Raw genomic sequence first — 14,052 nt, 5'->3', positions numbered from 1 at the left:
ACGGTCATCTCAGAAGGCGTGCGAAGAGCTGGAAATGACTATATCCAGAACCCCGAGTTCGTGGCGCAGGGAGACCGGGTTCTGGTGGTCCGCGTGGTTGGGGGGAAGATCAAAGCCACGAATGAGACGTTCAAGGACGATTGGGGCTTCGCCATTACCGTTCGAGGTGGCAAAGTGAAGAACATCCGGGAGCTATGTCGACACGCAAGCACTAGCAGGCTTCCGAGATGGCCTTGTTCCGGCGGGCGTAAAGCTGGCCATCTGCTGCGAGCGCTCGTCGAATGCCCAACCGTAAGGAAATTCCGATGTACGACCAATCGAAGCTATCCGAGTTGATCCGGTTCGCACGTATCGATGCTGGTTCCACCGTGATCGACGTGTATCCTGGCGACGGAGACTCGACACGCCTCTTCTCCGACATCGTCGGACCAGAGGGGCGGGTCTTCAGCTTCGTGTCGGCCGAAGTCGCCCACTTTAAGAACGATCCGGTCGGCCGCAACCAGACGCTCTCGAAGGAGCCGGGCCGAGGGAACGTCGAGGCTGCCTCAGCGGACCTCGTGACGATGCCGGAGGTCACGCAGCCAGCAGATGTGCTGTGGCTGCACCTATTCTACCACGATCTCCACACCGCGCTGATCCAGGCGAGGGGCGCGACGGCGGCCGACTTCAATCGAGCCGTCTATGAGCATCTGAAGCCCGGTGGGTCCTACGTCATCGTAGACCACGCCGCCGCCGTCGGGGGGGCACGAGCGACGCGCATGTTCGGGAGGAGGTTGAGGCGGCTGGCTTTGTACTGGATGCGGACAGCACCATCCTCGCAAACAAGGACGATTCGCACTCGATCAAGGTTTTCGATCACTCGATCGAGGGCGAGACCGATCGCTTCGCTTATCGATTTTTGAAGGTATAGGACCGAGCCATTGGCTAACGATGACGCCGACTGCGGCTTTGACCGGCGCTACGACTGATTCTGCGTCGGTTTCGTCAACGACAGCTTACCGCAGAAGTTGGTTGAAACCGGACCGTCCGGTGTCGGCCCACAAAATTGTCAGTCTGAAAAGCGCCTCAAGCTGGACGTTCGAGTTCTCAATTCCGTTCGCTGTAAGCAGCCCTTCGAAGAAATGATGTCAGGTTCGCTCGACCAGATCGATGAGCCGCAAGTAGCGAGGGTCTGAGGTTAGCGCTGGATTTGTCTCGGCAATTACAGCCAGCACTTTCGGCAACTCGTAGGATGGCCGAGTGATGACCTGGGGCGTGACGGCGTTCATCAGGTCGAGAGTCGCTTCGGGGAAGCGCGTCGTGATCGGTTCTTCATCGTTGATCTCTCGGGTGAACCGATGGAACGGATGGTCATTCGTCTCCACAGGTACCAAGAACTTCTTCACGGCTCCATACACGGCTGGAAAGCTGTCGCCTGTGTCATCGAGAAGGCCAATCCAAGCTCTCATCGACGCCGAGGTGCGGAACCTGCGTTCCCTAGGCCAGACCTCCTCGATGAACGGGACGACAAGCTCGGTCCAGCCATTTTCGTTCTTCTGGCCAACCTCGCCAAGCCAGAAGATGAACCGGTTCCGAGACTCATCAGCCATGGACCGCAGCACCGTACGCATCTCTCGTTTGGTCAAGCCGTCGGGCTGATCAGGGTGAAAGACACGCATGAAGCCGAGCCACTGCGCCGCAACATTCGAGAGGTCACGATCCCAAGAAAATCCGTCGATCCATGGGAAGAGGTCAATCAGCAGAGGCTTGATGAGCTCGGCCAAGGGCGGCCATGGGACTTGCCCGCCATGAAGGAACCCGTTCCATGCCGGTTCCGAGCCAGGGTGATCGAACGCCAACATCGGGATGAGCCGTTCCTGAGCCCAAATAGGATCGACGTATATGAGCCAGTTCAGTTTCCTCATCGCAATCGAGACAGCGTGATCCGAACCCTCGCCAGGTGCTGCAAAGAGGCGCTCGACGCGAGTCTTGATGTACTCGGGAGTCAATGACCCTGCTTGTTGAGTTTCTCCAGGCACAGCATGGAAAAGCGCCTCTGTACACATTCCCACAGGGCCGTTGATTGCATGACTGAGGGTTCGTCTAGACCGTTCGACGATTTCGTCGCCTTGGCGAACCTCACCAAGACCACTCTCTGCGGCGTCCTCTCCACCGCTCAGAATGCCGTCAACGATGTGATCGTAGACGGACCAACCAAGACCATCGTCGAATTCAAGCACCGACACGAGTTTCTGTTCGAGCCAGCGCCCCAGAGTGTGTCGCAACTCCGCGATCACGCTATGCGGCAGTCGGGCCAGCCTGTGGAGGAAAACACGTCTCAGCCGAGGTGAGATATCCTCGGGCAGATCGTCAATCATGGACGACCAGAACGCCTGCGGGTATTCGCCCGCCTTTCCGGCGACGGTCAGCGCGGACAGCGCCGTCTTCGGTTTGGTTTTCACAAGTCCGGTGAAAGAGCGCTTCTCGGTGAAGGTGGCGAAGTCGCGCGTCAGATCATCCATTGCTCGTGGCACGATCTCGTTTACTGGAAGGTCCAGAAGGGCGTCCGGCGTCTCATCTGTCCCGACCCAGCCAACATGCGAGCCTCTCTGCGTCACCATCGAGATCGCCCACCCATCGTTCCATCGTGGAATGCCTTCTATGATATCTACGAGCCGAGCCATATGGTCGGCTGAAAGAACGCACCCCTTTAGTTCAAGGTATCTCCCGTACCGTGCTGCAAACCCGTCTCGTACTGCGGGATACGCTTCATCTGACCAATGGGAGAGTTGATCAGGACCGGCCAGAATGCGCTCGGTCAGTCGATCCTGGTGCTCCGGCGAAAATTCGTGCCACCTGTCCGCAAGTAGGAACAGAAACTCCCGGACGACATCGATGTCCCAGAACAATGCCTGCTCGAAGGCCAGCACGGCCTCGGCAACGTAGTCGGCATCGAAGACGTGACCTTTGGCGAAAGCATACAGCTTCAGTTTGCGGAAGAAGTACCTGTCCGATTCAGGCCAGGTCGTGGCGTGGGCATTGGCCAAATCTGGTCGACGGTCAGCGATCCGATTGAATAGCTGAATGAACATCGTCACGGCTTCCGACGCTTTCGCAACGTGTTCTCGGCCATTGACCTCTCGTTCTGGGTAACAGGTGGGCGTCTGAAAGTGGACCGTCTCGATGTCCGCGAGCAGGCCGGAGGCAACGGTAAGCTGGTCTTCCAGGATGCCGAACACTCGAGGCAATGCCTCGTCAGGCACCTCTAGGTGCTCGTTGTGCCGTTCAAGAAACTTGATCTCGAACTGGCCAAGATCACTGAGACGGATGTCGTCCCAGGCTGCCGTCGGCGGTCTGGAACTGCCGACGCCAAACGGAGGTCTGATATCGACCCTAGGAGTGGAGACTTGTCGAAGATCGCGCAGAACGCTGGACGTCCAGCCTTCGATGGCAATCCTTTTCTTAAGGTCGAACCAGCTGCCGTCCCAATGGCGGTTACGAGGGTCGCGATGGTGCTCCAGAATCAAATGCCAGACATGGCGAGTACGCTCATGGGGGGCCGCGGAACCTTCAATAAGCCATTCGATTTGTTGCAGCAGTCGCGGATGCAGCCCGTTTTGGCGAATGGCCCACCACGCCAACACGGGGCTGTTGATAGACTTAACTATCCATGTGATGAGATGCCATAGTCTGGCTGGGGTTGCCTCAAAGCCATCGGCTTGCCTTCCACCGAGGCGATGGAACTCGTGCGGATTGTCATCCCCTGGACGCCAAACAAGAAGGTTGTCGTTGCTGACGCCTTGCCGACGATCCTCTTCTGAGAAGTTTTCCAGATCGTCATCGAGCCCATAGGCGAGTCTTGGATCGAACGTTTCAGCGTCTTTTCCGTAGCCACTGCTGTGCTTAGCAGACCTAACGTTCGCATCCATTACGCATACCCATTCCGGATGGGGTGCGGGTTCGCTTTCTGCGAATAATCTTGTGCCCTGCACGGAACGAAGCACATGGGCAACTTGACCGCGTTGGTAAGGAGCTATCTCCTTCGGGTCTTGTCGCCCGACCGCTATCACGGATGCCCGCCATTGACGGGGATCGTCGGCGCGGTCTGCCCAAGCTTCCATCGTTGTCCACAGATGGGCATGATCAATATACGCTATGGCCGTTACGCCTCGATCAAGCCACTTGGCTTCGATATCTTCAGGCAACCCGCGATCAAACGCAAAGAGACGAGAGCGATCATAAAGCCCATCGTGGTTGAGCCCCTGGAGCAGATATCTGACCGGCGGGTCCTCGGCCTGATAGCCAACAAGGACTACGGTGTAGCGGCTCAGTAAATTTCTGATGAAATTGGTTGCCCATCCTTCAGAAAGATAGGCGCGACCGAAGTCTGCGCTACTTAACACGTATGGATGATGTGCGGAACTTCCGTCTGATAACCTGCCATGCAGGTAAGTGATACCCTCTATCGTCGTTCCGAAGGCAAGGTCAGGGAATGCGGGAGGAACGTGGTAGATCATCTCTCCGGCGGGCGTTCCTGCTTCGAACAAAAAGATCGAAATTGGTTGTCACGATCTGCGGCGCGCCGCTCTGGTTCGAGGATATCCGTTTGATTAGACGGTGCTCTCGTCCAACCTCATTGCCTATTGGGGGAGCACTGAGCCGTTCAGTGACTAGAGCGTTCACCTCGTCCTTGCCGTACTCCTGGTGTAGCAGGTTGAAGATTTGATCCAGCGGCACATTCGCGCCCGACGGGTCATCCAGCCACGGCTGGAAAGCGGACATGATCTCTGTGTCTTCGGAAGGATCGAAGAATTCGATTACATGTCGGGTGAGACCGATGAAACTGGGCATACCCGAGGGCAATGAAACACCAGCCCCGCAAAGGAACACGACGCGACCAGCGTCAGCTCGTTCTAAAAGGATGTCAGGTATGGCGGGTCCGTCGGAATGGAATCTCATGGCTCCACAATATCGACGGCAGTTGTGGCTGCCAAATGTTCAGATGCACATCCGCTGCCGCAAGCTGCCTGTCAGCTGCCGGCCCCTTCTCGTCGAGTATCGGCCCGACGGCAACGCGCCCCAGAGTCGGCCGTTGAAGTCCGGTTCGACGCTCCCGGAAGGCCGCCGTTTAGCGAGAAATATTGCAAATGAGAGCTTGCGAATACACTTGGATGCCTGGCCATTCTCGATTGTCAGGTCGAACCCTACACACGGATTGAGAGGGCTTTTTCGCGGATTGCGTTTCTTGGAGGTCAGGCTACCGTCGCATGACGTTCTCGATCGATCTCGGTTTCGAATTGCGCCGAACGCGTCAGGTGAACGTGTTCAATATGTTTTGCACTTGCAGCTGGCGCACAGCCGACCATGAAATCGAACTCGGCGCAGTCTGCGGCGGTGTCAGCGGATTAACGAGGACCTGGAGATCGCCACCGGACGTCACGAGGACATCGAGCACGGCGATATCACCATTCGTCGCGTTCGCGAATGTCGGAACATTGGCCACGAATATAGCACCCGATGGTACCTCGGGGTGAGCGGGATCATGCGGCTCGGGGTTGGACCCGTAAAATGTGTCCGTGATTGCTGAATCGACAGAGGCATAAACCTGCGCCAAGGCAAGCCCGCCATCGTGCCCGACGTTCAGATATTCCAGAATCGCGATCAGCGTCTTTTGCGTCGGCTCGGTGAAGGATCCAAATGCCCAGGTCAGTTCAAGACGCAGCTTCATCTCGATAGTGAAGTTGGTGTCCGGCGCGAGTCCATTGTCGTGAAAGCCGCGCAGCTTGAATCCGACTGACCGAGATTTGCTTGCCCAGAACCCGTATTGCCAACCGCTCACGCCCGTCAGTTCCACGCCCGGCCGCAAGGCAACGTTATCGGGCGATGCCTTGAACTGCTCGTTGATGCGATTCGCGAACAGATTGCCAAGGTCAGCGTACTTTAGCAGGGCAGGCTCGGCAAAGCGTCCCCCGGTTTCGGCTGGGGTTTGCAATATGAACGGAGACGGGAGGCCACCCCGGACATCGCCGGCAATTAATCCGTTCTCGAACCGGCACCACTCGATCAGCGGCAAAGGACCCTGCAGAGCCATGCGATGCTGATCCTGGACCGGATAGCCCAATGGCCCCCGTTCCCATCCCGATGCCGCCCAGCGGTCTCTGACCGCGCCGCGAACCATGAAGGGACCGGTATGGCCCGTCCAGTAGATCGAACCGCCTTCGAAATGATTGAAGGCCCCAATCCCATCGGGGGTCGGCGTCTCGTTGGTAGTTGGAAGCCCTAGCGGGCCGGCAGCGCCACCCAAAGCATTGTATTTTGCGCGTATGTCCCCGTGGACTTCGAAGGCGTTACCGGGCGGAGGCATAGATATCGTTCCCTCCAAAACGCCCGACAAACCCGCCTGGAACTGCAGTGATCTCTACGGTGTTGGCTGTAGGACCATATCCAAGACTGGCGGCCTTGGCACGAATCGCCCGCGATGCCGCATTGAACTTCAGAATGTCGCTGTACCGGTTCGAATCGAACTCCGCGGAGCCGTGCTCGATAAAGGCCTGCACCAACGCCTCGCGACGCGCCGCCTGAGCGCTACGTTCATCAGACAATGACGTCGAAACGAGCCATTCTGCGCTGTACAGTGCGAGAGTATGAAATTGATGGGCGGCGATGACGGATTCGAGGCGCGTCGCCGCTATCGACAGGGTCGGCATCGATCCCAATGATGGTGTGTCGCTGGCGTGCGAGCCTTCGCTCTCGCGGTACTGACCGTTGTCGGAATCTGGGCCGTTACCTTGCATATTCGCCTCCAAGCGATCAAACATTATTGGACGTCAGTTGGGGCATTGCTCTCCCTGCGGAACCGAATCGAAGGTGTAGCTGGGCTCGTATCGCCCCGTTTGGCCGTTCCACTCCTTGGTAACACGAGGCGGACAGTTCTTGCCCGTGGCGGTCCCGATCGCTACGATGACGACGACCGCAACCGCGAAGGCGGTGCCGATGATCTGGACGATTTCGCCGAAGGTTGTGTCGACGTCCATGTGCGTCTGCATTCCGGCGAACCGAATGTGTTCCCAGTTGTCGCGGATGAAGGAATCTTGAATCCCCACCTGGTTCCAGTCGTCGCTGCGATCGTTACCGAACGACGTGGTCCCGTCGAGATGCCGCTCGACGTTGAACACCATAATGTTTCCGGCCGCATCCTGGAAATTGAGCGTCGAGGCGACGGTTACGTTGAAGCCGAAAAAGCCGCTGTCACGCATGTCGCCCTTGTAGTTCCAGTCCCCCGCACTGTTCATCCACAGCTCGACATTGCAATGCACGCCGCTCGTGGCGAGGCTCGCCTTTAGCACCACGCTTGAATTGGATACCAGCGGCCGTCCGTCGGACCGGATCGCGATATTGCCCGCCTGGAAATATGAGACCCTGCCGCCGGCCGCTCCGGTCGTCGGATCAATCCAGACTTCTTCGTCAGACACCGGGAAACCCAAATGACCGCGCTCGCCATCGAGCTGCCACCAGTTGTCGCGTATGGCGCCGCCGATCGCATGGGTACCAAGCTCAGGCGTCCAGTAGATCGATCCGCCCTGGAAGTGGTTGAATCGCCCGGTATTAAAGGTCGTGCTCTGTTCGTCCGTCTGCGGATATCCGAGGAACCCGCCGACGCCGCCAAGTTCGATATATTTTCGGTAGATGTCGCCATGGACTTCGTGGATCGACCCATTTGGCGCAAGGTAGATCGCACCGCCCTCGTAATTGCGAAAGTAGCTGTCCTTGGGGCCAAAATCCATCGGGCCGATGGGGCCGCCGAGCAGGCCGTTCAGCGAATTGAATTTGGCATCGACTGCCTTGCGCGCGGCTGCGATCTCTTTCAGCAGATCGGACAGCGTGGGCAATACGCGGCTGTCAAAATAAGTATGGTCGCGACTGAGATCCGCCACACGCGTCGTCGGCGTTAGGATGATCGTTCCGTTCAGAAAGGGCGCCACTTGGCGAAGGTATTGGTCCGATGCCCGAGTCGTCAGTTGCACCCCGTCGGTCATGGCCACCTGTCTTGTCAGCAATCCGTGAACGAGCAGGCTACGCACCGAAGCATGATCGACGGTGTCCGGGGCGATCGGACCGTCTGTGCCGATGACATCGGGCGTGCTGAACACCAGAACCGGCGCGGCGCGCTCCTTTGTCGCGCCATTTTCTACTGGAACTGTCGCTTGCCCCGGTGTCGTCGCTCCGTTAAGAGGTCGCGACCGCTTGGCCTGCTTGATGGATTTCTCGGCCAGGCTTTCCTGTTGCATTTGATTGACCTTTCCTGGCCAAGTCGGAGCGCTCGTCATCGGTTCACCGGCTCTCCAAGAAAACAATTTTCTGGCCAATTGTTCATGTTGAAAATGAGGCTCACGCGCTCAAACATCGAGAATATCAAAGAGTCTCAACATCGGGCACTCTGCTCTTCGAATCCGAATTCATCAAGTCGCTTATAGCGCGCAATCAATCACAGTTAACTTTGAATTTAGGGCTTCTCATGCGTAGTAGAGGATTAACCCTCATTTCATCAGTTCGGTCTGCGGTTTTTCTTCAAATGTGAGGTTTCGGGTCCGCTCAGCGCTCGATCGCATCTTACTCCAAGCTTCCCGCCTCAAACCGTATGTGCCGGACGGGGTGCAAGGCTCGCGGTCGGACGAACACTTCGCCAAGCGCCAGATCCTAGTGGTGGCCGGTCAGGGCGTTGACGAAGGCGAAGCGACACTGGTCCCCAACCCGACGCACTCAAACGGCAAGGCGGTCCGACTAGTCGCTCGATTCAGTTAAATCGCAGGGTAAAGATGCTTGAGTTTGACACGTGCGTTTTTGGTTGCGAACTGCCAATCGGCTTTGGCGTAGTTGGCATTTCGGTCAGCCTCCCAAGCTGCGATTTCATCGATCAGGGTTTGTTTGTCCCGGATGCGACGATCGAGATACTGGGACGATAGGACCCCAAGTTCGGACTCGGCCATATCGAGCCATCTGCCATCTTTGGGCGTATAGTGCCATTCGAAAGTCGCGCTGGGTCTCTTCTCTCAGGCCGCGCATGGCCATGTCTTCGAGCACGCGCAGCGCGCTCAAACTCTCACCGCCGCCTGTTGGCGCTCGACACCTCAACACGGGCGCCAATCCCGCGCGAGCGGGTTCGTGCTTGGGTCGACTTCGGTCAGACGGCAATAAATTCGGCGAACGGCAGCTTCCTTGGCGTTGCTACCTGAAACCAGTCAGTCAGCAATCGGCCCCATTGCTGACATTCAGTCAGGGTTCTAATCTAGGAGGACTCCGAGTTCTGGCGAAAGCACTGTTGGCGCAAATCTGCCCGCTGTCTTCAGCGTTCATAATTTTTTGAAATGATGACATCAGGTGAATAAATTTTCCTAATGCAGGTCTGAACAGTAGCTTCCCCGCATCAATTTGCAGGGAGCACCGAAATGACTGACGACATGCTGCACGTGGTGAAATGGCACAACGGAGAGAAGGACTATTCTCCCTTCTCGGAAGCTGAGATGAAGCGCCGCCAAAACGACGTACGTCGCTGGATGGCCGACAACAACGTCGACGCGGCCCTGTTCACCTCCTATCATTGCATCAACTACTATTCCGGTTGGCTCTACTGCTACTTCGGCCGCAAGTACGGCATGGTCATCGACCAGGACAACGCCACGACCATCTCGGCCGGCATTGATGGCGGCCAGCCCTATCGCCGCAGCTTCGGCGACAACATTACCTACACGGACTGGCGCCGCGACAACTACTATCGCGCCGTGCGCCAGTTGACGGCGGGCGCCAAGCGCGTCGGCATCGAGTTCGATCATGTCAATCTCGATTTCCGCCGGCAACTCGAAGAGGCGCTGCCGGGCGTCGAATTCATCGATATTGCCCAACCCTCGATGTGGATGCGCTCGATCAAATCGGTGGAGGAGCACACCTTGATCCGCGAGGGGGCGCGCGTCAGCGACGTCGGCGGCGCAGCGTGCGTGGCGGCGGTAAAGGCCGGCGTTCCGGAGCACGAGGTGGCGATCGCCACCACCGATGCAATGATCCGCGAAATCGCGAAATCGCACCCCTTCGTCGAACTGATGGACACCTGGACCTGGTTCCAGTCGGGCATCAACACCGATGGCGCGCACAATCCGGTCACGAACCGCGTCGTGCGGGCTGGAGACATCCTGTCGCTCAACACCTTTCCGATGATCTTCGGCTACTACACCGCACTCGAACGGACGCTGTTCTGCGACCACGCCGACGATGCCAGCCTGGACGTATGGCAGAAGAATGTCGCCGTGCATCGCCGTGGTCTCGAGCTGATCAAGCCTGGCGTCCGTTGCAAGGACATCGCAATCGAGCTCAACGAGATGTACCGCGAGTGGGATCTCCTGAAATACCGGTCCTTCGGGTATGGCCACTCCTTCGGTGTGCTCTGCCACTATTATGGCCGCGAGGCTGGCGTCGAGTTGCGTGAGGACATCGAAACAGTGCTGGAGCCCGGCATGGTGGTGTCGATGGAGCCGATGGTCATGTTGCCGGAAGGCACGCCAGGCGCCGGCGGCTACCGCGAGCATGACATCCTGATCGTCAAGGACGACGGCGCCGAAAACATCACCGGTTTCCCCTTCGGGCCGGAACACAACATCATCAGGAATTGAGGGGTGTTCCACATCCCGCATGATTGGCATCGGGGAGGGCCGGCCCGCGACCGGCCCGCTCCCTTTTTGGCGTCGCTCGTCTACGGCTTCTTGCGTGAGTTTGCGACATCTGTGATCAGATGCTTCACGGCCGATACCCTCTTGGATATCGACGATACCTCACCGCAGGGCAATGAAGCTGCGGAAAGAGGGACCGCTCCTCCAAATTGGCCCTATCCGTTCTGATATCCGTGAACGTTCTCTAGGTTTGACGTAGTACGTGATCGTGGCGTTGAGGTTCACGCGTCGTCGGCAATAGAACTGCACATCCCGGGCTTCCCACCCTCACACGCTATTTGCGTCGATGCGGCATGTCAGGAAAATTCCACGCCGAATGCCTTTATGATGCCGTTGACGCACACATCCAGTAGGATCTCCCCCTTCGCCTTGGATGCTTCCTTGGGCGACGAAAGCGTGCCGCTCTTTGGCGTCCATTCCGGCCTCGGCGGGTAAACATCATAGGGTGGGAAACTGGCCGGTGGATGGTCAACGGCTCGCTCGAGGTGGACAAGGTCCGGGTACAGCGCCAACATCAACGAGGTCTCCAGCACACCGCCATGTTCCAGATCCCAGCCGGTGAAGCCGTTCGGATAAAGCCGTGCGATCGTCGCCTTGTCGACGAAGTCCCAATACGAGAGCACCACGATCTTCATGTCGTCGATGCCGCCCCAGCGCAATTCGCGCAACGCAAGATCGATACCTTCGACGATAAACCATGAATTCTCAAAGTGGCCATTCATCAGGCAAAGCCGCCGCACGCCATGGCGGGCGAATTCCTTGATGACGTCTCGCAATGCCGCGACCAGAGTCGCGCCATCGAGACTGGTGGTGCCGGGGAGATGGTTGCCGCCGCCCGATTTCTGGTGCGACTTGTAGCCGTAGGTAAAGGGCGGTGCGACGAGGGCGCCGGTCTGGACGGCAACACGACGTGAGAACTCGGTGGGCAAAAGCACATCGACATGCATCGGCATGTGGCACCCATGCTGCTCCATAGAACCGATCGGAATCAGGATAGGCACCGAACCGTCACGCACTTTGGCGTCGTAGTCTGGCCAGGTCAGTTCGGCAGCAAACACCGTATCATTTTGCATTTTCTTCCCCATTTTCGAACGTTTGGGTTGGTGATTTCGACCCATTTGTGCGATATGGGAAATTTATAATTGTCATCGTTCCATAAGGAATGGAAATCAGTGGGAAACATCGTCAACTTCCAGACCGACCTGTTGCGGACCTTCGTCTCGGTCATTGATCTGGGCGCCTACACCAAGGCCGGCGAGGCGCTCGGCCGAACCCAGCCGGCCATTTCGCTACAGATTCGCCGTCTGGAGGAATTGGTCGGCGCTCCAATTATCAGGCAGGTCGGCCGCACGCTTCTGTTGACCGGCGAAGGTGAAATGCTTTTGAGCTATGCGCGAGAAATGCTGCGTCTCAACGACCAGGCAGCGTCCTATTTCAACCGCTCGAAGATTGCCGGCGTCCTGCGGGTCGGATTGCCCAACGATTACGCTGTCTCATTCCTGCAGGGGGTAATCACCGAGTATACGCGGGAGCACCAAGGTATTTCCCTCGAAATCCATTGCGGCTGGAGCGCCGAAATCCTTGATCGGCTGCGTGCCGACGAACTCGACCTGGCGGTGGCGATGGTTAACAATGAGCGCGCCCAATATCTATCCCGCTCCTGGATCGAGCGGCCGATCTGGGCAGCAGCTGACTCCGGCGAACTCGACCTCGCCAAAGGCATAGCGCTCGCTGCACATCCGGAAGGATGCGCCTATCGCGCGCGCATGATTCAGGCGCTCGACGCCGCGCAAATCCGCTGGCGGGTCGCCTACACGGGGTCTGGCATTGGCGGCTTGCAGAATGCGGTCGTTAACGGGCTCGGCATCAGCGCGCTGACCCGATACACCATGCTACCCGGCATGCGAGCGCTTGACGATAGCGACGGCCTGCCGCCGCTCGCAGAAATCCGCGTCGGGCTATTCTATAAACACCCGCGTCTGTCCGACGCCGGCATCCGACTGGTCAACCACATTATAGCGCGACTGGACGAAGCCGGCGTGTCCGGCGACCCGGTACGCCGTCCCATCGAACTCGATCGACAATAAGGTTTTCAAATGCATTTATTATGAGAATTAATTTTTCAAATACATGGCAGCTTCCTACCTTGCTGGAAACCAAGCGCGAAGGGGAACTCCATGACCATAGGTAAGACCTTGTCCGGCGTGCATACGCGTCGCGACCTTTTGAAAGGTGTAAGCGTTCTCGCCGGCGGCGCTCTCGCTCTGCCCTATCTGAGCCGGCTGGCCTTTGCCGAACCTGTCGAGATCAACATGCTCGCCTGGTACGGCCACGCCGAACCCGACGTTGTGGCGGAGTTCGAGGCGGCCAACAACGTCAAGTTCAAGCCGAAATACTACACCGGTGGCGACAACATGCTGGGTCTGATTTCGCAATCGCCTCCGGGCACGTTCGATGTCATCCTGTCGGATGCCGAATATGTGCAGCAGCTGAACGCTGCGGGCTACATCGAAAAGCTCGATCCGGCTGACTATCCGTTTGGCGATTTCTTTCCCGAATTCCAGCATTTCCCCGGCCACTGGCAGGGCAACGACCTCTATTCCGTCATCACCCGCTTCGGCTTCCTGGGGGTCGCCTACAACACCGAGGCTATTACCGAAAAGGAAGCCTCGACCTACAACGTCTATTGGGAGGACAAGCTGAAGGGAAAGGTGGGTCATTTCGACTGGCACCTGCCCAATCTCGGCCAGATCAGCTTGCTCAATGGCAACGCCAAGCCCTACGATATTGATGGTGCAGCTTGGGGCGCGGTGCAGGAAAAAACGAAGTCGCTGCGTCCGCAGATCGGCGGCTTCTTCGACTATGGCGGCACGTTCTCCTCACTCCAGAATGGTCAGATGTTGGCTATGGCCGGCATCGGCGACTGGATCACCGGCGCCTTGGAGAAGGGCGGGGCCAAAGTCCGCACCGCCATTCCAGAGGAGGGTGGCCTGCAATTCACCGAATCCTTCTCCATCGGCAAGGGTTCCACCAAGGCCGATCTGGCCAAGAAGTGGATCCAGTACATCACCTCGGCAAAAGGCCAGGTGAAGTCGGCCAATATGGCCGCCTATCCCTGTCTCATACCCAACAAGAAGGGCTGGGAACTGCTGGCCAAGGAAACGCCTGCGGAGGCCAAACGTCAGGGTATGCTGCTCAACGAGAGCAACGCCATGGATCTGATCCGCGCCGGTCGCATCAAGTACCGGCAGCTACCGGTCCAGCAGAGCCTTGAGGACTGGAACGATTTCTGGTCCGATTACAAGGGCGCCTAAACCCGCGGTTCGGATAAGTTCGTCAAGCAGCAGGGGCGGGC

10 protein-coding genes and 2 pseudogenes are annotated in these 14,052 nt (G+C 57.8%); 5 read left to right on the top strand and 7 right to left on the bottom strand.

All coding sequences use genetic code 11. The features are described from left to right. Nucleotides 1-54: 54 nt before the first annotated feature. A pseudogene (locus X741_RS1000000171115) lies at nt 55-295 on the top strand (hypothetical protein); the annotation flags it as partial. Between the two features lie 10 nt (nt 296-305). Continuing rightward, nucleotides 306-910: pseudogene (locus X741_RS1000000170500) on the top strand (methyltransferase). A gap of 217 nt (nt 911-1,127) precedes the next feature. Here the strand turns inward: X741_RS1000000170500 and X741_RS01000000167010 are convergent. From X741_RS01000000167010 to X741_RS146700, 6 genes are all read right to left on the bottom strand, one after another. After that, the gene (locus X741_RS01000000167010; protein ID WP_198023992.1) at nt 1,128-4,496 is read right to left on the bottom strand and encodes an SIR2 family protein; all 3,369 of its coding nucleotides are present in this window, start codon (nt 4,494-4,496) and stop codon (nt 1,128-1,130) included. Beyond that, nucleotides 4,465-4,938 carry a hypothetical protein gene (locus X741_RS1000000170495; protein WP_198023991.1) on the bottom strand — a complete coding sequence of 158 codons (474 nt, stop codon included), beginning with the start codon at nt 4,936-4,938 and terminating at the stop codon, nt 4,465-4,467. Before X741_RS1000000170495 ends, X741_RS01000000167010 begins: the two co-directional genes overlap by 32 nt. A gap of 352 nt (nt 4,939-5,290) precedes the next feature. Continuing rightward, nucleotides 5,291-6,343: a hypothetical protein gene (locus X741_RS146690; RefSeq protein WP_084018769.1), complete on the bottom strand. Its 1,053-nt coding sequence runs from the start codon at nt 6,341-6,343 to the stop codon at nt 5,291-5,293. Further along, nucleotides 6,327-6,797 carry a hypothetical protein gene (locus X741_RS146695; RefSeq protein WP_023779073.1) on the bottom strand — a complete coding sequence of 157 codons (471 nt, stop codon included), beginning with the start codon at nt 6,795-6,797 and terminating at the stop codon, nt 6,327-6,329. Before X741_RS146695 ends, X741_RS146690 begins: the two co-directional genes overlap by 17 nt. Before the next feature lie 9 nt (nt 6,798-6,806). After that, the gene (locus tag X741_RS1000000167635) at nt 6,807-8,267 is read right to left on the bottom strand and encodes a hypothetical protein (RefSeq protein ID WP_023779072.1); all 1,461 of its coding nucleotides are present in this window, start codon (nt 8,265-8,267) and stop codon (nt 6,807-6,809) included. Between the two features lie 510 nt (nt 8,268-8,777). Next, a complete protein-coding gene (locus X741_RS146700; RefSeq protein WP_023779070.1) occupies nt 8,778-8,966 on the bottom strand; it encodes a hypothetical protein in 189 nt (62 codons plus the stop codon). A 459-nt stretch (nt 8,967-9,425) separates the two neighbouring features. On the opposite strand from X741_RS146700, the gene X741_RS146705 reads away from it, so the two are divergent. Then, nucleotides 9,426-10,640, top strand: a complete 1,215-nt coding sequence (locus X741_RS146705; RefSeq protein ID WP_023779069.1) for a M24 family metallopeptidase — start codon at nt 9,426-9,428, stop codon at nt 10,638-10,640. Between the two features lie 353 nt (nt 10,641-10,993). Here the strand turns inward: X741_RS146705 and X741_RS146710 are convergent, their stop codons facing one another. Next, on the bottom strand, nt 10,994-11,782 hold the full coding sequence (locus X741_RS146710; RefSeq protein ID WP_245272753.1) for a creatininase: 789 nt from the start codon (nt 11,780-11,782) through the stop codon (nt 10,994-10,996). An 87-nt stretch (nt 11,783-11,869) separates the two neighbouring features. Here X741_RS146710 and X741_RS146715 point away from each other — a divergent pair, with 87 nt between their 5' ends. Then, nucleotides 11,870-12,784 carry a LysR substrate-binding domain-containing protein gene (locus X741_RS146715; RefSeq protein WP_023779067.1) on the top strand — a complete coding sequence of 305 codons (915 nt, stop codon included), beginning with the start codon at nt 11,870-11,872 and terminating at the stop codon, nt 12,782-12,784. Between the two features lie 90 nt (nt 12,785-12,874). Beyond that, nucleotides 12,875-14,011 carry an extracellular solute-binding protein gene (locus X741_RS146720; protein WP_023779066.1) on the top strand — a complete coding sequence of 379 codons (1,137 nt, stop codon included), beginning with the start codon at nt 12,875-12,877 and terminating at the stop codon, nt 14,009-14,011. Nucleotides 14,012-14,052: the final 41 nt, after the last annotated feature.

Source organism: Mesorhizobium sp. LNHC221B00 (assembly GCF_000502935.1).
Classification (GTDB): Bacteria; Pseudomonadota; Alphaproteobacteria; order Rhizobiales; family Rhizobiaceae; genus Mesorhizobium; species Mesorhizobium opportunistum.
The sequence above is the reverse complement of the archived record's forward strand: the minus strand, read 5'-3'. Positions and strand labels throughout refer to the sequence as shown.